The sequence below is a fragment of the Blastococcus sp. SYSU DS0828 genome, assembly GCF_054050975.1.
The window spans coordinates 1-21,223 of the sequence record NZ_JBJHAK010000039.1; the positions used below are offsets into that span (position 1 = coordinate 1).

A 21,223-nucleotide genomic window follows, 5' to 3' on the forward strand; every position below is an offset into this window, starting at 1 on the left:
GGCGGGGCGGGCCGGTGGGGCCCGCCCCGCCGCGGCCGGGTCAGCCGCCGAGCTCGGTGAGCAGCTGCTGCATCTCGGCGATCTCGGCGTTCTGGCTGTCGCGGATGGACTGGGCCAGCTCGAGGGCCTCCTTGTTGCGGCCGTTCGCGGAGTGCTCGGCCGCCATCTCCACCGCGCCCTGGTGGTGCACGATCATCTGCTCGAGGAACAGGCGGTCGAACTCCGGGCCGGTGGCGGACATCAGCGCGTGCATGTCGCCCTCGGACATCATCCCGCCCTCGCCGTGATCCATGCCGCCCATGCCGCCCCCCATGCCGTGGTCCATGTGGCCGCCGTCGGCGTCCCAGTCCTCCAGCCAGCCGGACATCGTCTCGATCTCGGGGTCCTGCGCGGCCTGGATGCGGGTGGCCAGGTCGAGCACGCGGGGATCGGCTGCCCGCCCTTCGGCCAGCTCGGCCATGGCGATCGCCTGCCGGTGGTGCGGAATCATGCCTCGGGCGAAGGCGACGTCGGCGTCGTTGAACTCGGCCTGCACGGCCGAGGAGTCGGCCGAGGAGTCGGCCGAGGAGCTGCTGCCGTTCATCATCGAGCCATGCCCGACGGCGTCGGTGTCGTCGTCGGCGCAGCCGGCGAGGACGAATGCGCCGGCGAGCAGGGCGGCCGTGAGGCCGGTCAGGCGTGCGGTGGTGCGGGTCATGGTGGGTCTCTCCTGGAACTGCGGAACTGGGCCGGTGGACGTGCGCGTACACCGCCGCCGGGCCAGTCCGGTCGCTGAGGGCGGGGCGGTGCAGGCGGTCGGCCTAGATCCGCAGCAGGCAGAGGGCGTGCAGGTCCGGCGGGCGCAGCGGTGCCAGGCCCGCGGAGGCGTGCGTGCGCAGCCGCGCCCACGCCGCCGGTAGGAGCGTCAGCAGGCGGGGCAGCAGCAGGGCGACCAGCACCGCCAGCCCGGCGGCGAGCACCGCCAGGCACAGCGCCCACAGGTGCCCGACCGCTCCGGCCGGCGCGCTGCCGTGGTCGGCGGCGAGCAGGCCGGCCAGCGGGGCGGCGGCGACCATCGCGGCGGTGTCGTGGACGGTGCTGTGCGCATCGAGGCCGTGGCTCACCGCGCCGGTGCGCAGGCCGCCCTCGAGCACCCCGGTGGGGGCTGCGGCGACCGCGGCGCCGTCGGGACCGGCTGTGTGCCCGGTCCCGACGGCGGTGCACTGCAGGCCGTGCATCGCAAAGACGGCGGCCAGCAGCAGCAGCGCTGTCCAAACTCGTGCCGCCATGCCCACCCCCTCCTGAGCGAGGCTACGGCGACCGGGTCGGTCAGTGCCGGCCGGCGGCGGTCGGCTCCGCGGCCGCCCCAGAGCGCCGGGCCGGGGCCGCCGGGCCGGTGGTGACCTCGGCGACGCTGGCCTCCGGGCGCAGGTCCAGCCGCCGCAGCAGCTGGGCGTTGGACGCCACGACGACGGTGGACAGGCTCATCAGCAGCGCACCGACCTCCATCGGCAGGACGAAGCCGATCGGGGCGAGCACCCCGGCGGCCAGCGGGACCGCGATCAGGTTGTAGCCGGCGCCGGCCCAGAGGTTCTCCTGCATCTTGCGGTAGCTGGCCCGCGACAGCCGGATCACCGACACCACCGCACGCGGGTCGGAGGAGGCCAGGATGATCCCGGCGGACCCGATCGCGACGTCGGTGCCTGCACCGATCGCCAGGCCCACATCGGCGCGGGCCAGGCTCGGGGCATCGTTCACCCCGTCGCCGACCATGGCCACCGCCCGACCCTGTTGCTGCAGGGCGGCGACCTTCTCGGCCTTGTCCTCGGGGCGCACCCCGGCGAACACCTGGTCGATGCCGAGCTCCGCAGCCACCGCGCGGGCGACCGGCTCGGCGTCACCGGTGATCATGACCACGTCGATGCCGAGCGCGTGCAGCGCGGCGACCGCCTCCCGGGACGCCGGCCGGATCTCGTCGGCCAGGGCCAGCGCCCCGACGACGTGCCCGTCGACGAGCACGTGCAGCACCGTCGCGCCCTCCTCTGCCCACGCCCGGGTGTCGGGCAGCGGGGTCAGGCCGTGCTCGGTGAGCATGTGCGGGCCGCCGACGGCGACGGTGTGCCCTTCGACGGTGGCGGTGACCCCGACCGCGGCCGACGCGCGGAACTCCGTCGCCGGGGACACGGGAAGATTCCGCTGCCGGGCGGCGGCGACGATCGCACGCGCCAGCGGGTGCTCGCTGTCGGTCTCCGCGGCGGCGGCCAGCGCCAGGACCTCGTCCTCGGTCCGGCCGACCCCGGCGATGTGGTTGACCGCCGGCTCGCCCTTGGTGAGGGTGCCGGTCTTGTCGAAGAGCACGGTGTCGACGGTGCGCATCCGCTCCATCGCCCCGCGGTCCTTGACCAGCACGCCGCCGCGCGCGGCCCGCTCGGTCGAGATGGACACCACCAGCGGGATCGCCAGGCCCAGGGCGTGCGGGCACGCGATGACCAGCACCGTGATCACCCGAACCAGCGCGCTGTCCGGCGCGCCGTAGAGGCTCCACACGACGGCGGTGATCCCCGCGGCGGCCACGGCGAACCAGAACAACCAGCCGGCCGCCCGGTCGGCCAGCAGCTGCGCGCGCGTGGTGGAGGACTGCGCCTCGGCGACCAGCCGCTGGATGCCGGCCAGCGCGGTGTCATCCCCGACCGCGGTCACCCGCACCCGGATGGCGGTGTCCGTGGCCACCGTGCCGGCCACCACGGTGTCGCCGACCCCGCGACGGACCGGCTTGGACTCTCCGGTGATCATCGACTCGTCCACGTCGGCGGTGCCCTCGATCACCTCGCCGTCGGCCGGCACCCGCCCACCCGGACGGATGACGACCACGTCACCGACGGCCAGCTCGGCCGGCGGCACGGTGACCACCTGGTCGCCGACGACCTTCTCCGCCTCGTCGGGCAGCAGCGCGGCCAGCGAGTCCAGCGCCGAGGAGGTCTGGGCCAGGGAGCGCATCTCCAGCCAGTGCCCGAGCAGCATGATCACGATCAGCAGCGCCAGCTCCCACCAGAAGTCCAGCTCGTGGGAGAGCGAGCCGACCGTGGCACCCCAGGAGGCGATGAACGCCACGGTGATGGCCATGCCGATGAGCAGCATCATCCCGGGCCTGCGGGTCCGGATCTCCCCGACCGCGCCGGTGAGGAAAGGCAGCCCGCCCCAGACGAAGATGACCGTGCCCAGCACCGGGGACACCCAGGTCAGACCGGGGACGTCGGGCAGCGGGTAGCCGACGATGTCGGCGAACATGCCACTGAACAGCACCGTCGGCACCGCCAGCGCCAGCATGATCCAGAACAGCCGGCGGAACATCGCCACGTGGTGACCGCCGTGACCGCCGTGACCGCCGTGACCGGCGTGCCCGCCGTGCGCCGCGTGACCGCCGTGGTCCCCCCGGCCGCCGTGGTCTTCATGCCCGCCGTGCACCGCGCGGTCGCCGTGGCCGTCGGGGGCGGAGCCGGCGACGGCGCGCAGCGGGTCCTCCACGCCCAGGTGGCTGTCGCCGGGAGCGACCGGCAGTCCCTGTCCGTGCGTCGGCCCGTGGCCGGGGTCGTGGTGGTGGTGGTGGCCGGGCGCTGCCGCGTCCGTCTGCCCCGTGTGGCGGCCCGGGCGGGTCGTCGGATCTGACATGACCGTCTCCTCTGCCTCGCGCTGCTCCACCGACCGGCAGCCGAATCCCGCGGAAGACGGGTGAGTGGCAGCGCGGCGGCCCTGCACCGCCGTCAACCCTATACCCCGCCGGGGTATTTCCCCGACCCTGCTCAGCTCACGATTCAGCCGGTGACGCCGGCCGGTGGGCCGATCGTGCCGCCGTCGCGTCGGCACCGCTCCGTATCCCAGGGCGACGAGCACGGCCGGCGGCAGGGTCAGCCGGCGGTGGACGTCGACGGGCACCCGGGTCAGCAGCGGGCTGTCGGCGGCGGCGCGGATGACAACGTGCCCGTTCTCCCGGGAGGCGACGAGCAGGGTCTGCGGCGTCCAGCCCAGTGCGCCCAGCGCCTCGCCGAGGTTGACCCGGTTCTGCGCGTCGATGCGCGGTGCGTGCGCGTGCCGGACAGCGCCGTCACGTGACAGCCGCGGCGTGCGGTCGGAGATGTGCACGACCGGGGCCGGCACCTCGGCGGCGGCACCGCCACCGGCGCTGTGCGGCGCGGCCTTCGGGTGGAGCGCCCAGGTGCCCGGGTGGGCGCGCGGATGGCGGCGGTGCGGTGGCCGGTGTGGCCTGCCGTCGACGGCGCGGGACGGGGTCCCGGCCATCTGGAGGGACCGGGGAATTCCCGGTCTGGAGTGGGCAAGGGGGGAGTTGAACCCCCACGTCCTTTCGGACACACGGACCTGAACCGTGCGCGTCTGCCATTCCGCCACTTGCCCTGGCGAGGGAGAACAGTATCAGCTGGCACGCCCACCGCCGCCGGGGGGTTCCGAGACCGCTCGCCCCGCGGACGACGTGCGGGGCGTCGCGTCTTCCTGGGCGGTCATGCGCGCCCGGCCCGGCTACGATCACGGGTGGCAGAGTGGGACGTCCGGCGAGCGCAAGGGAGCGACTGTGGGTGTGCTGCAGCGCTTCGAGCGCCGGCTCGAGGGGATGGTCGGCCTCGCCTTCGCGCGCCTCTTCAAGGGCAAGGTCCACCCCGCCGAGATCGCCAAGGCGCTCCAGCGCGAGGCCGACGAGCAGCGCTCCATCCTCGGCGAGGGCCGGGTGCTGGCGCCCAACGTCTACGTCGTCCGCCTCGGGGAGACCGACTTCGAGCACCTGGGCCAGTGGTCCGACCAGCTGGCCGGCGAGCTCGCCGACATGGTCACCGAGCACATCGAGGACGAGGGCTACCAGGTCTTCGACAAGGTCACCGTCGCGCTGGAGCGGGACGACGAGCTGACCACCGGCGTCTTCGAGGTCAGCTCGCAGGTCGCCGACCCCGCGCGCCCACCGGTCCGGGCCGACGCGCCGCCGCTGGCCTCCGCCCCGGTCGCCGGCCACCCCCCGCTGCCTCCGCTCCCGCCGCTGCGCGGGCGGATGGCCACCGACACCGGGAAGCAGAACCCCTCGGTGCTCGGCCGCGCGGGCTCCCGCACGACGATGACCCACGTGCTGGTCGTCGACGGCCCGGGCACGCGGCACGAGCTCTCCACCGGCCGCAACGTCATCGGCCGGGGCACCGAGGCAGACATCCGCATCCCCGACACCGGCGTCAGCCGCAAGCACGTCGACGTCGTCCTCGACGGCGACGTCGCCACGGTGGAGGACCTCGGGTCGACCAACGGCACGCTGGTCAACGGCCGGCGCGTCAGCCGCCAGCCGCTCAGCGACGGCGACGTCATCCGCATCGGTCACTCCGTCCTCGTCTACCGGCAGGACGGGGCGTGACCGGCTCCGTGCGGTCAGGAGAATCCGGCATCCGGGAGCAGACCTCCCGCCGCGATGCCGGGCAGGTGTCTGCCGGGGTGCGGCCGTGACCGAACTCGTCGTGCAGATCTTCCGCTTCGGCTTCCTCCTGCTGCTGTGGCTGTTCATCTTCGCCGCGTTCCGCGTGGTGCGCGCCGACCTGTTCGGCGGCCGTCCGGGACGGGTCGCCTCGGTGCCCCCGCGCACGGCCACGCCGAAGAAGCGCGGCCAGCGCGGCCCCCGAACGCTGGTCGTCACCGCCGGCCCGCTCACCGGCACCAAGATCACCCTCGGTGACCAACCCATCCTCATCGGCCGGGCCGACGACTCGACCCTGGTCCTAACCGACGACTTCGCCAGCTCCCGGCACGCCCGCCTGACCAACCGGGGCGGCCAGTGGTACGTCGAGGACCTGGGTTCGACCAACGGCACCTACCTGGACCAGCAGCGCGTGCAGGGCCCGCTGCAGGTCGCCCCCGGCCAGCCGATCCGCATCGGCCAGACCGCACTGGAGCTGCGTTCGTGACGTTGGTCCTCCGCTACGCCGCGCGCTCCGACCGCGGCCTCATCCGCGGCAACAACCAGGACTCGGTCTACGCCGGGCCCCGGCTGCTGGCCGTGGCCGACGGCATGGGCGGCCACGCCGCCGGCGACGTCGCCAGCAAGGTGGTGATCGCCGCCCTCGAGCACCTCGACGAGGACACGCCGAGCGGCGACATGCTGCAGTCGATGCGGTCCGCCGTGCACGAGGGCAGCGAGCACCTGCGCGAGGTCATCCGCGAGTCGCCGCAGCTCGAGGGCATGGGCACCACGCTCACCGCCATCCTGTTCGCCGGCGGCCGGCTCGCCCTGTGCCACGTCGGTGACACCCGGGCCTACCTGCTGCGCGACGGTGAGTTCACCCAGATCACCCACGACGACACCTTCGTGCAGAGCCTGATCGACGACGGCCGGATCACCGAGGAGGAGGCGAGCACGCACCCGCAGCGGTCCCTCCTGCTGCGCGCCCTCAACGGCCAGGAGGTCGAGCCCGACCTCTCGATGCGCGAGGCGCGCGCGGGCGACCGCTACCTGCTGTGCTCCGACGGCCTGTCCGGCGTCGTCAGCGAGGAGACCCTGGCCGAGGCGCTCAAGGACCCCGACCCGGAGGCCACCGCCGACCGGCTGATCGAGCTGGCGCTGCGCAGCGGCGGCCCGGACAACATCACCGTGATCGTCGCCGACGTCCTCGAGGACACCGGTGGCAACGGCCGGTTCGACCCGGTCGTGGACGGCGCGGCCGGCGACAACATCGGCCAGCGCGAGGTGGACCCGCGCTCGGCCGCCGGCCGAGCCGCGCTCGCCGACCAGGCCGCTGCTCCCCCGCCGCCGCCCACACTGCCGACGGGCGGCGGCCCCTCCGCCCGCCGCCGCCCGATGCGCATCCTCCTGGTGGCGGGGGCCCTTCTCACCGTGCTGGTGGCCGGGGCGATCGGTACGTACGTGTGGGCGCTCAACCACTGGTTCGTGGGCGTGAACGGCTCCGGTGACGACCGGCAGGTGGCCGTCTTCCGCGGGCTGGACGCCTCGCTGCTCGGGATGGACCTCTCCCGCCTGGACCGGGGCACCGACCTCGCGCTCAGCGACCTGACCCCGGCCGCGCGCAACCGCGTCCTCGACACCATCACCGCCGACGACTCCGAGGACGCCGAGCGGATCGTCTCCGCGCTGACCGACCAGCGGCTGCCGCTGTGCCGCACCGCCGACAGCGGCACCGCCTCGCCCACGGAGGAGCCGGCGGTGCCGCCGGCCGCCGCACCGACGACCGCCCAGGAACCGGCGCCCGGGGAGCCCGCCCTCCCCGAGGCACCCGCGGAGGAGCCGACGAGCGTGCCGTCGCCGGCGCGGACGACGACGTCGCCCGTGCCGGGGGTGGACTGCCGGGAGGCCGACTGATGCCCGGACCCGTCACCGACCCGCGTACCGCCGCGGCCGAGACGCCCACCCGGCGGGGCACCGAGGCGTTGCTGCTCGCCTTCGCCGTCCTCATCACCGTCGCGGCGCAGGCGATCGTCGACCTCACGGTCACCGGCGAACTGCGCCCGGAGATGGCCGGCTTCAGCGTGTGGATCACCGCGCTGTGGGTGGTCGCGCACCTCGTCGTCCGCCGGTGGGCGGCCTACGCCGATCCGCTGCTGCTCCCGGCCGTCGCCCTGCTCGTGGGCCTCGGCCTGGCCGTGATCCACCGCCTCGACCTGGCGGCCGGGCAGGTCGGCAGCACGGTCACCCGCGAGGACGCACCCGTGCAGCTGGTGTGGGCGACCCTGGGCGTCGCGCTCTTCGTGGCCGTCCTCGTCGTCGTCCGCGACCACCGGATCCTCTCCCGGTTCGCCTACACGCTGGCGCTGATCGGGCTGGTGCTGCTGGCCATCCCGGCCGTGCTGCCGGCGTCGATCTCGGAGGTCAACGGCGCCAAGATCTGGATCCGGGTGGCCGGCTTCTCCATCCAGCCGGGCGAGTTCGCCAAGATCTGCCTCGTCGTCTTCTTCGCCGCCTACCTGGTGGACAAGCGCGACGTGCTGGCGCTGGCCAGCCGCAAGGTCGCCGGTATCGAACTGCCCCGCGGCCGCGACCTGGGCCCGGTGCTGCTCGCCTGGATCGTCTCCATCTTGGTGCTCGTCTTCGAGCGCGACCTGGGCAGCTCGCTGCTGCTGTTCGGCATCTTCGTGGTGATGCTCTACGTCGCCACCGAGCGCGCCAGCTGGCTGTTCATCGGCCTGGGCCTGTTCGCCGGCGGCGCGTTCATCGCCTACCAGATCTTCAGCCACGTGCAGGCCCGCGTGAACACCTGGCTGGACCCGTCCGCCCACTACGACGGCGCCGGGTACCAGCTGATGCAGTCGTTGTTCGGCCTCGGCACGGGGGGGCTGTTCGGCGCCGGCCTCGGCGGCGGGCGCCCCGACCAGGTGCCGGTGGCCAAGAGCGACTTCATCGCTGCCGCCGTCGGCGAGGAACTCGGCCTCTTCGGGCTGGTCGCCGTCATCGTGGTGTACCTGATCTTGGTCGAGCGCGGCCTGCGCACCTCGCTCGTCGTCCGCGACGCCTTCGGCAAGCTGCTGGCCACCGGGCTGGCGTTCGCCATCGCCTGGCAGGTGTTCGTCGTGCTGGGCGGGGTCACCGGGCTGCTCCCGCTGACCGGGCTCACCACGCCGTTCCTGGCCTACGGCGGATCGTCGCTCGTGGCGAACTTCGTGCTCGTCGCGCTGCTGGTCCGGATCAGCGACGCCGCGCGCCGCCCGGCGACGCAGCACGCCGCCCCGGTGCGGCTCGGGGACGCCCCGACCGAGGTGGTGACCCCGTGAACGCGCCGCTGCGGCGGGTGGCGATCAGCGTGCTGGTGCTGTTCACGCTGCTGATCGTCAACGTCAACGTCATCCAGGTGGTCCGCTCGGACGATCTCCGGAGCGACACCCGCAACACCCGGGTGATCGCCGAGTCCTACGACCGGGAACGCGGTTCGATCATCGTGGCGGGCACCGAGGTCGCGATGTCCGTGCCCACCGACGGCCGGCTGGAGTACCTGCGCACCTATCCGCAGGGGCCGATGTACGCGCCGGTCACCGGGTACCACTCGCTGGTGTACGGCAACCGGTACCTGGAGAAGGTCATGAACGACGTGCTCTCCGGGGAGGACGACCGGCTGTTCGTCCGGCGCATCGCCGACCTGTTCACCGGGCGCGACCCGGCCGGCGGCGACGTCGTCCTCACCCTCGACCCCGCCGTCCAGGCGGCTGCCATGGCAGGCCTGGAGGGTGTCACCGGTGGTGTCGTCGCCCTCGACCCGCGGACCGGCGCGATCCTCGGGATGGCGAGCACGCCCACCTACGACCCGGGCCTGGTGTCCGGCCACGATCCCCAGGCCATCCGCGAGAACATGGAGGCCATCACCTCGCAGGATCCGGACCCCCGGGTGAACCGCTCGATCGCGGACAACTACCCGCCCGGGTCGCTGTTCAAGGTGATCGTCGCGGCGGCCGCCCTGCAGGAGGGGCTGGCCCCCGAGTCCGTCGTGCCGGCCCCCCGCGAGCTGCCCCTCCCGAACAGCACCCGGGTGATCCCCAACTTCGGCGGCTCGGCGTGCAGCCCCAGTGGCGAGCAGTCGCTCACCGATGCGCTGACGATCTCCTGCAACACCGCCTTCGCCCAGCTCGGCCTCGATCTCGGGGAGGAGCAGGTGCGCGAGATGGCGGAGGCGTTCGGGCTGGACGACCAGGGCCTGCAGATCCCCCTGGAGGTCGCGGCGAGCACCGTCGGTGAGATCCCCGACGACGCCGCCCTGGCCCAGGCGTCCATCGGCCAGCGCAACGTGCGCATGACGGTGCTCCAGGCGGCCATGCTGGCAGCCACCGTGGCCAACGACGGCGTGCAGATGAAGCCCTACCTGATCGACGAGCTGCGCGCGCCCGACCTCACCGTCATCGACTCGACCGACCCGGAGGAGCTCCGCGAGCCCATCTCGGCGACCGTCGCCGACCAGCTCACCGAGATGATGGTCAGCGTCGTCGCCCGCGGCTCGGGGCGGGCCGCCCGCCTCTCCGGCATCGAGGTCGCCGGCAAGACCGGCACCGCGCAGGTGCGCGAGGGCGTGCCCGACCACAACTGGTTCATGGGCTTCGCGCCCGCCGACGACCCGCAGATCGCCGTCGCCGTGTTCGTGGCCAACGGCGGCGGTACCGGCGGCGACGTCTCCGCCCCCATCGCCCGCGACGTCATGGCGGCCTGGTTCGAGGGGCGGGGCTGATGGCACTCGGCATCGGGAGCCTGCTGGCCGGTCGCTACGAGATCACCGCGCCCATCGCCACCGGCGGCATGGGGGAGGTGTGGAAGGCCCGCGACCAGGTGCTCGACCGCATCGTGGCCGCCAAGGTGCTCAAGAGCGAGTACACCAACGACCCGAGCTTCCTGGCCCGCTTCCGCAACGAGGCTCGGCACACCGCGGCCCTGTCCCACCCCAACATCGCCTCGGTCTACGACTACGGCGAGACGACCGACGACAGCGGCGTGCAGACCCTGGCGTTCCTGGTCATGGAGTACGTCGAGGGCCAGCCCCTGGTGACGATCCTCCACGAGGAGGGCCGGCTGCCCGTCGACTGGACGCTGCACGTGCTCGGCCAGGCCGCGGACGGCCTCTCCGCCGCCCACCGGGCCGGCGTGGTGCACCGCGACATCAAGCCCGGCAACCTGATCGTCCGGCCCGACGGCGTGGTGAAGCTGACCGACTTCGGCATCGCCCAGGCCCGGGACGCCGCACCGCTCACCCGCACCGGCATGGTGGTCGGCACCGCGCAGTACCTCTCCCCCGAGCAGGCCCAGGGCATGGAGGTGACCGCCGCCTCCGACGTCTACTCGCTCGGCGTCGTCGGCTTCGAGTGCCTCTCCGGCGCCCGGCCGTTCGACGGCGCCTCCCAGGTGGCGATCGCGCTGGCGCACATCAACCGGCCGCCGCCCCCGCTGCCGGGGGACATCCCGCCGGCGGTCCGCCTGCTCGTCGAGCGCGCCCTGGCGAAGGACCCGGCCGACCGGTTCACCGACGGCGGCGCGTTCGCCGAGGCGGTCCGCCGCGTCGCCGCCGGCGACTCCCTCGCCGCCTCCGTGGTCGCCCCGGCGACCGCCCCGACGCAGATCGTGGACGTCGGCGACGGACACACCCAGGTCTTCGCCACGCCGGCCGCCGGCATGCCCGCGGTGTCGCCGGCCACCGCTGGCCGTCCGATGCCGCCCCTGCACGCTGCTCCGGACGACGACGACGACTGGACGGCCGGCGACGGACCTCCCGCCCGGGGCGGCAACCGGCGCTGGGCCTGGCTGGCCGCGGCCGTCGTGGTCCTGCTGCTGGTGGCCGGCACCACGTACGTGCTGCTGTCCCGTACGGGAGCCGATCCCGGCAACGAGGACGCCGCCCCCACCACCGGCGCACCGACCACCAGCGCCGAGCCCGCCGGGATCCTGCTGGACCCGGCCCGGTACATCGGCCGGGACGCCGACGAGGTGGAGGAGGAGCTGCGGGAGGCCGGATTCACGTCGGTCTCGCAGCAGGAGGCCAGCGCGGGGCTGCTGGCCGCCCTCGGCCAGGCCCTGGACGAGGGCGACGTCGCGGCCATCGATCCGTCCGGCGTCGAGGCGACCCCGGACACCCCGGTCACGCTCTACTACTCCCCCGACGAGTACGACCCCGCCGCCGGGGAGGGCAACGAGGGCGACGAGGCCGACGAGGGCGACGAGGGCGACGAGGGCGAGGAGACGGCGACCCCGACGACCACGGCGCCGCCGACCACCACGGCCCCGACGGGGACGACCGATCCTGCGGAGGAGACATCGACGAGCGCGACGAGCTCGTCGACGACCACGACGCCCCCCGCCGGCGGCACGCCTGCTCCGACGACCACGGCACCCCCGCCGCCGACGACCACCGAACCGCCCGCGCCGGAGACCGATGCCGGAGCGAGCGCCGCGCCGACCCAGGGTGACGGACAGTGACCAGCTCGGCACTCGGATCCCGGATCGCGGGGCGTTCTGCGGTTAGGCTCGCCGACGGCCAGCAGTCCGCGGCGCAGATCGCCGCGGGCACGCTCCGCACCACCGGGCCGCGCAGGCCGCACGGAACCGCCCGAGAGGACCGTCGATGACCACGCCGCAGGTGCTCGGTGAGCGCTACGAGATCGGCGGAGTCCTGGGCCGCGGTGGCATGGCCGAGGTGCACCACGGCCGCGACCTGCGCCTCGGCCGCGAGGTGGCGGTCAAGGTGCTGCGCCACGACCTGGCCCGCGACCCCTCGTTCCAGGTGCGTTTCCGCCGCGAGGCCCAGGCCTCGGCCTCCCTCAACCACCCGGCGATCGTCGCCGTCTACGACACCGGCGAGGACCGCACGCCCAGCGGCGCCACCCCGTACATCGTCATGGAGTACGTGGAGGGCGAGACCCTGCGCGACGTCCTCCGGCGGGAGGGCCGGCTGCCGATCGAGCGGGCCATGAGCCTCGCCGCGGACATCAGCGGCGCACTGGACTTCAGCCACCGCAACGGCATCGTGCACCGGGACGTGAAACCCGGGAACGTCATGATCACCCCGCAGGGCACGGTCAAGGTCATGGACTTCGGCATCGCCCGGGCCGTGTCGGACTCCGCGGCCACGATGACCTCCACGGCTGCGGTGATAGGGACCGCCCAATACCTCTCCCCCGAGCAGGCGCGCGGCGAGGGCGTGGACGCCCGGTCCGACGTCTACTCGCTGGGCTGCCTCCTCTACGAGCTCGTCACCGGGGCACCGCCGTTCACCGGTGACTCGCCGGTGTCGGTGGCCTACCAGCACGTGCGCGAGGACCCCCGCCTGCCGTCGTCGATCAACCCCGACGTGCCCCCGGAGCTGGACGCGATCCTGCTCAAGGCGATGAGCAAGAACCCGGCCAACCGGTACCAGTCGGCCGCCGAGATGCGCAACGACCTGCTCCGGGCGCTCGCCGGGCAGCGGGTCGAGGCGACGCCGGTCATGGGCGACGCCGAGAAGACCGCCATCATCGGCGCACCCGTGGGCGCCTACGCCAGCGGCCACGGCGACGACGACTGGGACGACGACGGCGATCGGCGCCGCAAGCGCCGGATCATCGCGATCGTCTCGGTGCTCGCCGTGCTCCTTCTCGGTGGCGTGATCGCCGCGGCCGTGGCCCTGACCCAGGACGACGAGGCGCCGCCGGTCGCGCAGGTGACCGTGCCCGCGTTCGCCGGGCTGGACCAGGCCACGGCCGAACAGCGGATCACCGAGGCCGGGCTCGCCGTCGGCGACGTCACGACCGAGGCGAGCACCACCGTTCCCGAAGGGCAGGTCGTGTCGAGCACCCCGCCCAGCGGTGCGCGGGTGGATGCGGAGACCCCGGTCAACCTGGTCGTCAGCGCCGGGCCCGACACCATCCTGGTGCCGAACGTCGTCGGCCTCACCGAGGACCAGGCGCGCGCCAACCTGGAGCAGGCCGGGTTCACCAACATCTCCAGTCGGCAGGTCGACTCCATCGAGTACGACGAGGGCCGGGTGGCCGCGGTGAGCCCCGCCGAGTCCAGCCAGGCGAACCCGGATGCCGTCATCACGCTGAGCGTCTCCACCGGCACCATCGAGCTGCCCGACGTCGTCAACCGGACCGAGACGCAGGCGCGGGCCCTCCTGCAGGAGGCCGGCTTCAGCGCCGGGCAGATCGAGATCCAGAACGTCGAGCGCGACGACGTCCCGCAGGGCACCGTCGTCGAGACCGACCCGTCGGCCGGGCAGGACGTCGGCTCGGGGGACACCATCACGCTCCGCGTGGCCGTCCCCACGCCGCCGGAGCAGCCGGCCACGCCCACCACCACGACCACCCCGTCCGTTCCGCCCACACAGCCGGAGACGCCGGACACGCAGGACCCGGAGGACGACGAGACCGGCGGCTAGCGCGACCAGCCACCCGGACGCCGAGCAGGGCCCCTCCCACCGGGAGGGGCCCTGCTCGCGTACGTGGCTCAGGCGGTGGCGGAGCTCAGCCGCTCGGCGCTCGCCGTGGCGGCGGCCACCACGTCCTCCTCGGGCGCCAGACCGCAGGCGGCGAGCCACGTCGCGAGCATCCGGTGCCCCCCCTCGGTGAGCACCGACTCGGGGTGGAACTGGACGCCCTCGATGGGCAGCTCCCGGTGCCGCAGCGCCATCACCAGGCCCGAAGGCGTGTGCCCGGTGACCTCCAGCTCGTCCGGCACCGTGGCGGGGTCGACGGCCAGGGAGTGGTACCGGGTCGCGGTGAACGGCGACGGCAGACCGGCGAGGACGCCGTGGCCCTCGTGCACCACCTGGCTGGTCTTGCCGTGCAGCAGCTCCGGGGCCCGCACGATCTCCGCACCGAACGCCTCGGCGATGGCCTGGTGCCCGAGACAGACCCCGAGGACGGGGGTGCCCTGCTCGGCGGCGGCCCGGACCATCGGCACGGTCACGCCGGCATCGACCGGGGCGCCGGGGCCTGGGGAGAGGAGCACACCGGCGACGTCCAGGTCGGGCAGCTCGTCGACGGTCACCGCGTCGTTGCGCCGCACCACGCAGCGCACACCGAGCTGCCCGAGGTACTGCACGAGGTTGTAGACGAAACTGTCGAAGTTGTCGACGACGAGGACCGGACGGTCGGCGGCGGTCATCGCGGTCGGGCTCCTCGCTGGGCGGTCGGCGGCACGGGACAGCGGCAGTACGGCAGCCGGTTCAGTCGGCGGTGGCGTACTGCAGCGTGAGGCCGCCATCGTAGGCGGGCACCGTCACCTGGGGCCGTTCGCGTACCTCGAACGTGAGGCCGAAGGCCGCGACCGCCTGCTCGAAGACCGCGACCTGCGGCGAGGCGTCCAGCGCCGCCTCCACGGCGGTGGCGTCGACGACGGCGGTGACCACGAACGGCGGGGAGTAGGTGCGCCCGCGCAGCAGCAGGGTGTTCCCCACGCAGCGCACGGCGCTCGTGGAGATGAGCCGCTGGTCCATGATCGCCACGCCGTCGGCGCCGGCCGCCCAGACGGCGTTCACGACCGCCTGCACGTCGCTCTGGTGGATGACCAGGTCGTCGGGGCGGGCGCCGCTGGGCAGGGTGCCGTCGGACCGCTGCGGCGCGTCGTCGAGGGTGATGACCACCCCCGCGCCCGCGACCGGTGTCAGGCCCGCGGCCTCGGCGCCGGCCTCGCCGCGGGCCTGAGCCTCGGCGACGGCGCCGTCCCGGCTCGCGACCTGCTCGGTGAGCCGCTGCACCTGCTCCTGCAGCTCGGCCAGCTGGCGTTCCTGCCGGGCCACCGCGGCGTCGCGCTCCTCCACCAGCTGGGAGAGCTGGGTGACCTCACCGGCGCGCAGGTCGTTGCCCTGAGCGGTCCGGCCCGACGTGGCGAAGAGCAGCCCGGCCGCGAGAGCGACCACGGGCACGAGCGCGCTCCAGGGCGACACGCGGTGTCCGGACGACGACCAGCGGGCCACGGGCACCTCCTCCGGCCGGGACCGACGTCGGCGCGTACGGGTGAGGCACCGGTGCCGACGTCGTTCCGAAGTTTAGTCTGGGTGACAGTTTCCGGTCGGGGAGGACGAGCCCGGCCCCCGGGAGGGAGTAGACACGTGCCCAAGTCGAAGGTGCGCAAGAAGTCGGTGTACACGCCGCCGGAGGACGTGCTCCGTTCCCGGGGCACGCAGTCGAAGGCGTTGCAGCCCAGCCCGCGCTGGTACGCGCCGGTGATGGTGACCCTCATGCTGCTGGGGCTGCTCTGGATCGTCGTCTACTACGTGGCCGGCGACCGGATCCCCCTGATGGTCTCGCTGTCGGCGTGGAACTTCGCCATCGGCTTCGGCGTCATGGTGGCCGGTCTGATCATGTCGATGCGCTGGCGATAGCGGACCGACCGGTCCCGCGCCCGCGAGGCCCCGTTCGAGGCCCCCGTCCCCCACCAGGGACGGGGGCCTCGGTCGTCGTGGAGCACTTCCGGCCGCCATGTGGACGCTGTGCACAGCCATCGGCTCCGTCCACAGGTCGACATGGCGCCCCGCCCCCAGGGTTGTCCACCGAGTGTGGAGGGAGCGCGCGGGCGGGAACGCGCCTGACCTGCGGTTTCTCTTCCGATGGTGCTCGTGTGACAGGACGTCCAACGGCGTAACTACAGACGTGTGAGTCTGTCCCCAGCTGTGTACTCAGCTGTGGACGAGTCGACATGTCCGTGCGTCACCGACGCCGACCGTGCGGCGGTCGTACCCGCCCTGACCTGCGCATACACCCGGTCGGGGCGCTCTCTGGACGGACCCGTCCGGGTCACCGGACGTCACCGGCCGAGCACGGACAGCGGTCCCGGCGGTGGACGACCACCAGCCCGGGACGACGCCAGCCCCCAGCCGGAGGGCCGGGGGCTGGCGCGGAGGCACCGGGATCGGCGCAGAGGTGGGACCGGTCAGGCGTCGAGCAGCTCCAGGATCGTCGCGTTGGCCGTGCCGCCGCCCTCGCACATCGTCTGCAGGCCGTAGCGGGTGCCCGTGGCCTGCATGTGGTGGACGAGCGTGGTCATGATGCGGGCGCCCGAGCCACCCAGCGGGTGGCCCAGCGCGATCGCACCACCGAGGGGGTTCAGCCGGCCGGCGTCGGCCCCGGTGTCGGCCATCCAGGCCAGGGGGACCGGGGCGAACGCCTCGTTGACCTCGAACACGCCGATGTCGTCGACCGACAAGCCGGAGCGCGCCAGCACCTTCTGCGTCGCCGGGATCGGCGCGGTCAGCATGATCACCGGGTCGTCACCGGCCATCACCGTCGTGTGGATGCGCACGAGGGGCCGCAGCCCCAGCTCGCGCGCCTTCTCGCTGGTGGTCACCAGCAGTGCCGCCGAGCCGTCGGAGATCTGGCTGGCGTTGCCGGCGCTGATCACCCCGTCCTCCTTGAACGGGGTCTTCAGCGAGGCCAGCTTCTCCAGGGTGCCGCCGGGCCGGATGCCCTCGTCGGCGCTGACCACCGTGCCGTCGTCGAGGGTGACCGGGGCGATCTCCTCGTCGAAGGCGCCGTCGGCCTGCGCCTTCGCCGCCTTCTCGTGGGAGGCCAGGGCGAACTCGTCGAGCTGGGTGCGGGAGAAGCCCCAGCGCTCGGCGATCATCTCGGCGCCGATGCCCTGGTTGGGGTAGACGCCGTCGTACCGCTCGAGGAAGCGCGGGCCCAGTGGCTTGCCAGCGATGCCGTCCGCCCGGGCCGACCCCATGGGCACCCGGCTCATCGACTCCACGCCGCCGGCGACGACGACGTCGGCCTGGCCGCTGATGACCGTGGCAGCGGCGAAGGCGACGGCCTGCTGCGAGGACCCGCACTGCCGGTCGATCGTGGTGCCGGGCACCGACTCGGGCCAGCCGGCGGCCAGGGGTGCGTTGCGGCCGATGTTGAACGTCTGCTCCCCGACCTGGCTCACGCAGCCCCAGAAGACGTCCTCGACGACGGCCGGGTCGATCCCCGAGCGCTCGGCGAGTGCGTTGAGCACGTGCGCGGAGAGGTCGACCGCGTGCACGCCGGACAGCCCTCCCCCGCGCTTCCCCACCGGTGTACGGACGGCGGCACAGATGACGGCATCACGCATGGACCCACTCCTCGTCGACGACGATCCGGCGCGGCCGGGACCGGCCACCCCGCCGCGATCGTATGTTCCACGTCACCCCTGGCAGGCTGGCGGCGTGCACTGGTCCCCTCCGGCCTACGTCCCGGCGGTCCTCGCGGCATGCGCCGCGCTGCTCGGGGCGGCCACCCTGCTGCTGGATGCGCCCGGCCGGCTGCTGGTGGGCGGCGCGGCCCTGCTGCTGCTCGGGCTCGCCGCTCGCGAGGCGCTGCTGCGGCCTCGGCTGGCCACCGGCCCCGACGGCGTGACGGTGCGCACGCTGACCGGCACCCACGTGCTCCCGTGGGGGCTGCTGCGCGTGCACGTGCGCAGCGCCCGCCGCTGGGGGACGACGGTGCGCACCCTGGAGCTGGAGGCGCCTGCCGCGGGCGACGACGACGGGGTGCTCGTCATCCTGGGCCGGTGGGACCTGGGCGCGGACCCCGCGACGGTGGCCGGCGAGCTGGCGCAGCTGCACCCGCGGAGCGGCCCGGCGACGTGATCTCGCGGACCACCGGGCCACCGGGCCGCCGGGCCGCCCGGCCGCCGCTGCGCCGGCGCCGTCGTGGTCAGGCCGCCCCGACGTGAGAGACGCCGAGGGCCAGCGCGACCAGGAGCACCGCCAGCAGCCCGATGCCGATCGCCTGGACCGCCGTCCTCCGCCGAGTGCCGACGAACAGGGCGGCAACGGCCGCGCCGGTGACGAGGCCGCCCAGGTGGCCCAGGAGCGAGACCCCGGGCAGGAAGCTGATGAAGATGTTGATCCCCAGCAGCACGAGGATGCCGCGCACGTCCTGCCGACGCAGCACCATGAGGACGCCCAGGGCCCCCAGGAGGCCGTAGATGGCCGTCGAGGCGCCTGCGACCGGCCGGGTGAAGTCCCCGAACAGCTGGATGGCCGTGGAGCCGCCCAGCGCCGACACGAAATAGAGCGCCAGGAACCGCAGGCGGCCGAGCTGGCGCTCCAGCTCGGAGCCGAAGATCAGCAGGGCCAGCATGTTGAGCACCAGGTGCACCAGGCCGATGTGCAGGAAGGTGGCCGTCAGCAGCCGCCACGGCTCCCCCAGCTCCACCAGCAGCGGGTACTGGGACAGGGCGGTGAACACCGGAGAGCGGTAGTTCTCCAGCGGGGCGTTGCCGACCAGGCCGGCCGAGACCGCCGTCACCAGGAACATGACGACGTTGACCGCGATCAGCGTCAGCGTGACGCTGCCCCAGCGCGACGCCGCGGCGGAGACGCCGGAGGTGCGCCGGGGGGCGCGGACCGAGGCAGCGCCCGCGCGCACGCACTCCGGGCACTGGAAGCCCACCGACGCCGGGATCATGCAGTCGGGGCAGATGGGCCGGCCGCACCGCGCGCACGAGATGCCCGTGGGCCGCTCGGGATGCCGGTAGCAGGCCGGCGGCGGGGGCGGCGGCTGGTCGGCCGCGCCCCCGCCGTGCGGTTCCGTGCTCAGCTGCGCTGCACCTCGACGGACTCGATCACCACGTCCTCGACGGGGCGGTCGTTGCGGCCGGTGGGCACGGCGGCGATCCGGTCGACGACCTCGCGGCTGGGCTGGTCGGCGACCTCACCGAAGATCGTGTGCTTGCCGGTCAGCCACGTGGTGGGGGCGACGGTGATGAAGAACTGCGAGCCGTTCGTGCCCGGGCCCGCGTTGGCCATGGCCAGCAGGTAGGGCTTGGTGAAGGCCAGGTCGGGGTGGATCTCGTCGCCGAACTGGTAGCCCGGACCGCCGATGCCCTGACCGAGCGGGTCGCCGCCCTGGATCATGAAGCCGGGGATGATCCGGTGGAAGATCGTGCCGTCGTAGAGCTTGTCCGTCGTCTTCTCGCGGGTCGCGGGGTGCGTCCACTCGCGGGCGCCCTCGGCGAGGTCGGCGAAGTTGGCGACCGTCTTGGGGGCGTGGTCGGGGAAGAGGTCCACGGTGATGTCGCCGTGGTTGGTGTGCAGGACCGCGCGGCGGGCGGGAGTCGATTCAGTCACGGCTCCACTCTCCCACCGCCGTGCCGGCCGGGTGTCGCGGGGCCGGTTTCACGTGGAGCCGGGACGCCGGGCTGGCGCCAGGGGTGGAGACGAGGGGAATCGAACCCCTAACCCCCGCCTTGCAAAGGCGGTGCTCTGCCAATTGAGCTACGTCCCCGGGCGGCCGTGGTCGGCCGGTGGTTCAGCGGGTGGGCGTGCTGACCGCGCCCGGACCGCTCGTCGCCTCGCGCCAGAGGTCGGCCTCGGTGCGGCCGGCCGACCGCTTCCGGACGGCGGCGAGTGCACCGGCCGCAGCGGCGGCGAGCGCCAGCTTCTTCAGCACGCGGAGAACCTCCTCGGGCGCTTCGCTCGCCGCGGGGGCGACGTGCGGGTCACTCGGAACCGTGAGGCTCCGGTGCACGGGTGGGCCTGGGAGGACTTGAACCTCCGGCCTCATCCTTATCAGGGATGCGCTCTAACCGCCTGAGCTACAGGCCCGTGAACCTCGAAAAGCGTACCTGACCCCTGGAGCGCTCCCTGCAGGGGGCCCACTCGCACGGAGTGCTCCCCCGTCCGCGCCGGCTCACGCGCCCGCCTTCGGCGAACCCGGGCCCTGCGCCGGCCCCTGGACCCCCGCTTCGCCCGCGCCGGCCCGCTCTGGGGGTGTTGTCCGTGCTCCCGGGACCCTGCAGGCCCACCAGAGCGCGAGATGAACCCCTACAGCGCGCCTGCCCGGTCGTCCCGAATAGGCCCGGAGGGTCCGCGCAGGGACGACGGACACGCTCCGCCCGACCGGGGAACGGCACCTGGCCGCGGCGTCCTCCGGATGAGGACGGAGTGCTCAGTCGCGCTCGGAGAGCGTGACCTCCAGCCCCCCGACCAGGTCGGAGCAGAGGTTGTAGATGAACGTGCCGACGGTGCACAGCGCGGTGAGCAGGACGACGTTGATGGCGCCGATGAGCGCCGCGCCCCAGAACACGACTCCGATCGTCACGACGTCCCCGGAGGACTCGTTCCCCGAGGCGCTGCCGATCTGCCCGAAGAGGTCGTTCACCGCGTCGAAGACGCCCAGCCCGCCGAGCACCATGTAGAGCAGGCCGACCGCCACCATCCAGATGAAGAAGAGGGCGATCGACAGCATCAGCGAGATCTTCAGCGCCGACCAGGTGTCGATGTGGCGGATCTGGAGCCGGGCCCGGCGGGGGCCACGGCCGGCCTTGCCCCGACCGGAGCGGGCTCCCCCGACGCTGACGCCGACCGGACCGGCTGCGCCGTCCGGGGCGCCCGCGGGCGGCTCCGCGCCGGAAGCCTGCGCCTGCGACGTCGAGCCCTGCGGCGCCGGACCCTGCTGTGTCGCAGCCTGCTGCGCCGAGGCCTGCGGCGCCGAGCCCTGCTGAGTCGAGCCCTTCGGCGCCGAGCCCTGCTGAGTCGACCCGGGCTGCGCCGGGGAGGAACCGGTGTCCGGGGCCAGCGGCTGCGGGACCACCGGGGCCGCCCCGGTGCCAGGGGACTGGACCCGCTGACTGCCGGTCGCGGGGATGGACTGCGTGGGGGCGGGGTTGCCGTGGGTGGGCGTGCCCTCCGCCGCGCTTCCGTCCCCGGCCCGGGAGTCGGTGCGCACCGAACCGTCCGTCCGGTCGCTCATGCCTGTCTCCCGTTCCGCAGCGGCTGTGCCGCTCCTTCGGTCCCGGGCTCCGCGACGGCTCGTGACCGCCGCGGAGCCGCAGTCTCCT

Annotated in this window: 19 protein-coding genes and 3 tRNA genes; 9 read left to right on the top strand and 13 right to left on the bottom strand. The window is 73.7% G+C overall.

The genetic code is table 11. From position 1 onward, the window contains the following. Positions 1–40 precede the first annotated feature (40 nt). The 4 genes from ACI79Q_RS20110 to ACI79Q_RS20125 all read right to left on the bottom strand — a co-directional run bounded on the left by ACI79Q_RS20110 (position 41) and on the right by ACI79Q_RS20125 (position 4,389). Positions 41–697, bottom strand: coding sequence for a DUF305 domain-containing protein (locus ACI79Q_RS20110; protein ID WP_456589563.1), 657 nt, complete (start codon positions 695–697; stop codon positions 41–43). Positions 698–800: 103 nt separating this feature from the next. After that, complete coding sequence (locus tag ACI79Q_RS20115) at positions 801–1,268, bottom strand: hypothetical protein (RefSeq protein WP_456589564.1); 468 nt, start codon at positions 1,266–1,268, stop codon at positions 801–803. Between the two features lie 40 nt (positions 1,269–1,308). Next, on the bottom strand, positions 1,309–4,275 hold the full coding sequence (locus ACI79Q_RS20120) for a heavy metal translocating P-type ATPase (RefSeq protein WP_456615248.1): 2,967 nt from the start codon (positions 4,273–4,275) through the stop codon (positions 1,309–1,311). A 31-nt stretch (positions 4,276–4,306) separates the two neighbouring features. After that, positions 4,307–4,389, bottom strand: a tRNA-Leu gene (locus ACI79Q_RS20125). 175 nt (positions 4,390–4,564) lie between these two features. Here ACI79Q_RS20125 and ACI79Q_RS20130 point away from each other — a divergent pair. The 7 genes from ACI79Q_RS20130 (at position 4,565) to pknB (ending at position 13,853) form a co-directional block, all read left to right on the top strand. Then, positions 4,565–5,383 (top strand): FhaA domain-containing protein, encoded by an 819-nt coding sequence (locus ACI79Q_RS20130; RefSeq protein ID WP_456589566.1) that lies wholly within the window; start codon positions 4,565–4,567, stop codon positions 5,381–5,383. A gap of 85 nt (positions 5,384–5,468) precedes the next feature. Beyond that, the gene (locus tag ACI79Q_RS20135) at positions 5,469–5,927 is read left to right on the top strand and encodes an FHA domain-containing protein FhaB/FipA (RefSeq protein ID WP_456615249.1); all 459 of its coding nucleotides are present in this window, start codon (positions 5,469–5,471) and stop codon (positions 5,925–5,927) included. Further along, positions 5,924–7,336, top strand: a complete 1,413-nt coding sequence (locus tag ACI79Q_RS20140; RefSeq protein WP_456589568.1) for a PP2C family protein-serine/threonine phosphatase — start codon at positions 5,924–5,926, stop codon at positions 7,334–7,336. Before ACI79Q_RS20135 ends, ACI79Q_RS20140 begins: the two co-directional genes overlap by 4 nt. Further along, entirely contained in the window at positions 7,336–8,742 is a 1,407-nt protein-coding gene (locus ACI79Q_RS20145; RefSeq protein WP_456589569.1) for an FtsW/RodA/SpoVE family cell cycle protein, read from the top strand. Before ACI79Q_RS20140 ends, ACI79Q_RS20145 begins: the two co-directional genes overlap by 1 nt. After that, positions 8,739–10,181 (top strand): peptidoglycan D,D-transpeptidase FtsI family protein, encoded by a 1,443-nt coding sequence (locus tag ACI79Q_RS20150; protein WP_456589570.1) that lies wholly within the window; start codon positions 8,739–8,741, stop codon positions 10,179–10,181. Before ACI79Q_RS20145 ends, ACI79Q_RS20150 begins: the two co-directional genes overlap by 4 nt. After that, positions 10,181–11,917, top strand: coding sequence for a protein kinase domain-containing protein (locus tag ACI79Q_RS20155; RefSeq protein WP_456615250.1), 1,737 nt, complete (start codon positions 10,181–10,183; stop codon positions 11,915–11,917). The genes ACI79Q_RS20150 and ACI79Q_RS20155 overlap by 1 nt, the downstream gene beginning before the upstream one ends. 145 nt (positions 11,918–12,062) lie before the next feature. After that, the gene (gene pknB, locus ACI79Q_RS20160; RefSeq protein WP_456615251.1) at positions 12,063–13,853 is read left to right on the top strand and encodes a Stk1 family PASTA domain-containing Ser/Thr kinase; all 1,791 of its coding nucleotides are present in this window, start codon (positions 12,063–12,065) and stop codon (positions 13,851–13,853) included. Between the two features lie 68 nt (positions 13,854–13,921). Here pknB and ACI79Q_RS20165 read toward each other — a convergent pair whose 3' ends face one another. After that, positions 13,922–14,581 (bottom strand): aminodeoxychorismate/anthranilate synthase component II, encoded by a 660-nt coding sequence (locus tag ACI79Q_RS20165; protein WP_456589573.1) that lies wholly within the window; start codon positions 14,579–14,581, stop codon positions 13,922–13,924. A gap of 61 nt (positions 14,582–14,642) precedes the next feature. Then, the gene (locus tag ACI79Q_RS20170; protein WP_456589574.1) at positions 14,643–15,341 is read right to left on the bottom strand and encodes a DUF881 domain-containing protein; all 699 of its coding nucleotides are present in this window, start codon (positions 15,339–15,341) and stop codon (positions 14,643–14,645) included. Between the two features lie 186 nt (positions 15,342–15,527). Between ACI79Q_RS20170 and crgA the strand changes: the two genes are divergently transcribed. Next, positions 15,528–15,800 carry a cell division protein CrgA gene (gene crgA, locus ACI79Q_RS20175; RefSeq protein WP_456589575.1) on the top strand — a complete coding sequence of 91 codons (273 nt, stop codon included), beginning with the start codon at positions 15,528–15,530 and terminating at the stop codon, positions 15,798–15,800. 548 nt (positions 15,801–16,348) lie between these two features. Here crgA and ACI79Q_RS20180 read toward each other — a convergent pair. Continuing rightward, positions 16,349–17,509 carry a thiolase family protein gene (locus tag ACI79Q_RS20180; RefSeq protein ID WP_456596024.1) on the bottom strand — a complete coding sequence of 387 codons (1,161 nt, stop codon included), beginning with the start codon at positions 17,507–17,509 and terminating at the stop codon, positions 16,349–16,351. 94 nt (positions 17,510–17,603) lie between these two features. Here ACI79Q_RS20180 and ACI79Q_RS20185 point away from each other — a divergent pair, with 94 nt between their 5' ends. Beyond that, positions 17,604–18,026, top strand: a complete 423-nt coding sequence (locus tag ACI79Q_RS20185; RefSeq protein WP_456615252.1) for a PH domain-containing protein — start codon at positions 17,604–17,606, stop codon at positions 18,024–18,026. Positions 18,027–18,093: 67 nt separating this feature from the next. Here ACI79Q_RS20185 and ACI79Q_RS20190 read toward each other — a convergent pair whose 3' ends face one another. The 6 genes from ACI79Q_RS20190 to ACI79Q_RS20215 form a co-directional block, all read right to left on the bottom strand. Next, on the bottom strand, positions 18,094–18,849 hold the full coding sequence (locus tag ACI79Q_RS20190) for a rhomboid family intramembrane serine protease (protein ID WP_456589578.1): 756 nt from the start codon (positions 18,847–18,849) through the stop codon (positions 18,094–18,096). Positions 18,850–18,977: 128 nt separating this feature from the next. Next, positions 18,978–19,511 carry a peptidylprolyl isomerase gene (locus tag ACI79Q_RS20195; RefSeq protein WP_456589579.1) on the bottom strand — a complete coding sequence of 178 codons (534 nt, stop codon included), beginning with the start codon at positions 19,509–19,511 and terminating at the stop codon, positions 18,978–18,980. 84 nt (positions 19,512–19,595) lie between these two features. Then, positions 19,596–19,668 (bottom strand) — tRNA-Ala (locus tag ACI79Q_RS20200). Positions 19,669–19,692: 24 nt separating this feature from the next. Beyond that, positions 19,693–19,833 carry a DLW-39 family protein gene (locus ACI79Q_RS20205; protein WP_456589580.1) on the bottom strand — a complete coding sequence of 47 codons (141 nt, stop codon included), beginning with the start codon at positions 19,831–19,833 and terminating at the stop codon, positions 19,693–19,695. 81 nt (positions 19,834–19,914) lie between these two features. Then, positions 19,915–19,988, bottom strand: a tRNA-Ile gene (locus ACI79Q_RS20210). A gap of 343 nt (positions 19,989–20,331) precedes the next feature. Then, positions 20,332–21,135, bottom strand: a complete 804-nt coding sequence (locus tag ACI79Q_RS20215; RefSeq protein WP_456615253.1) for a DUF3566 domain-containing protein — start codon at positions 21,133–21,135, stop codon at positions 20,332–20,334. Positions 21,136–21,223: the final 88 nt, after the last annotated feature.

Bases quoted from the DNA above. Each gene is read 5' to 3' on its own strand.
- pknB (WP_456615251.1), top strand. From the start codon at position 12,063: ATGACCACGCCGCAGGTGCTCGGTGAGCGCTACGAGATCGGCGGAGTC.
- ACI79Q_RS20180 (WP_456596024.1), bottom strand. From the start codon at position 17,509: ATGCGTGATGCCGTCATCTGTGCCGCCGTCCGTACACCGGTGGGGAAG.
- ACI79Q_RS20165 (WP_456589573.1), bottom strand. From the start codon at position 14,581: ATGACCGCCGCCGACCGTCCGGTCCTCGTCGTCGACAACTTCGACAGT.
- ACI79Q_RS20155 (WP_456615250.1), top strand. From the start codon at position 10,181: ATGGCACTCGGCATCGGGAGCCTGCTGGCCGGTCGCTACGAGATCACC.
- ACI79Q_RS20120 (WP_456615248.1), bottom strand. From the start codon at position 4,275: ATGGCCGGGACCCCGTCCCGCGCCGTCGACGGCAGGCCACACCGGCCA.
- ACI79Q_RS20110 (WP_456589563.1), bottom strand. From the start codon at position 697: ATGACCCGCACCACCGCACGCCTGACCGGCCTCACGGCCGCCCTGCTC.
- ACI79Q_RS20190 (WP_456589578.1), bottom strand. From the start codon at position 18,849: ATGATCCCGGCGTCGGTGGGCTTCCAGTGCCCGGAGTGCGTGCGCGCG.
- ACI79Q_RS20145 (WP_456589569.1), top strand. From the start codon at position 7,336: ATGCCCGGACCCGTCACCGACCCGCGTACCGCCGCGGCCGAGACGCCC.
- ACI79Q_RS20215 (WP_456615253.1), bottom strand. From the start codon at position 21,135: ATGAGCGACCGGACGGACGGTTCGGTGCGCACCGACTCCCGGGCCGGG.
- ACI79Q_RS20115 (WP_456589564.1), bottom strand. From the start codon at position 1,268: ATGGCGGCACGAGTTTGGACAGCGCTGCTGCTGCTGGCCGCCGTCTTT.